Source organism: Acinetobacter endophylla (assembly GCF_053543775.1).
In genome coordinates, this window is record NZ_JBLVOM010000099.1 from 1 (window position 1) to 694 (window position 694).

The window sequence follows — 694 nt, forward strand, 5'->3', positions numbered from 1 at the left end:
ATAAATGGTGTCGGTCCCATAACTGCTACCACTGCTTTCAGCCTGAACATAGTTCGCACCTAAAAGCAGTTTCAGATCATCATTCAGATGCAGTCGGGTCGCAGCATAAAGGCTCTGGTTCTTCTGCCGGATATGCATTTCCCCACTGGTTTTCGATAGATCCCAGCTTGGTTCTTCTGGTGTAAAGCTGGCTAAATCTGTGGTCAGCGGATTGACAAAGCTGCCAGCATAACCCAATTCATCCAGACTATTCTTGGCCCAGACATAGCCCAATGAGGCTTCATGGTGTTGTCCCCAAAGCGGATAGGTGCCGCTAAAACTCAGGCTGGCTTGTTGTTCTGTATTATCATCAATATACATGCCTGGGTAGAGGAAGATACCTGAAGTGCCATTTGCGCCAGGTTTTCCAGACAGAAACAAGAGTTTTGAATCACGTTGTGTGCGTTTTTCATCATAAGTCAGTTTGGCTGTCCAGTCGCCTGCCAGTTTTCGTTCAAGCTCGGCAAAGTAACTTTTAATATTGCTATCCCAATAGGTCCAGCTTGGGCTGTAATTATAATTCCGTGAGTAACTGAGCTGCTCACCTTCGGTATTGATCAGTGGATTAGAACCCCAATTCACACCATTCGGCTTATGATTGCTTTCAGTATAGCCTGCGGTCAATAGGGTTGTGTCAGTTACATCTGCCTCCACA

Annotated in this window: 1 protein-coding gene; it reads right to left on the reverse strand. The window is 46.1% G+C overall.

The genetic code is table 11. The features are described from left to right. Positions 1–694: TonB-dependent receptor domain-containing protein (locus ACNPNW_RS05450; protein WP_448766667.1), on the reverse strand; the 694-nt coding region annotated here is incomplete at both ends.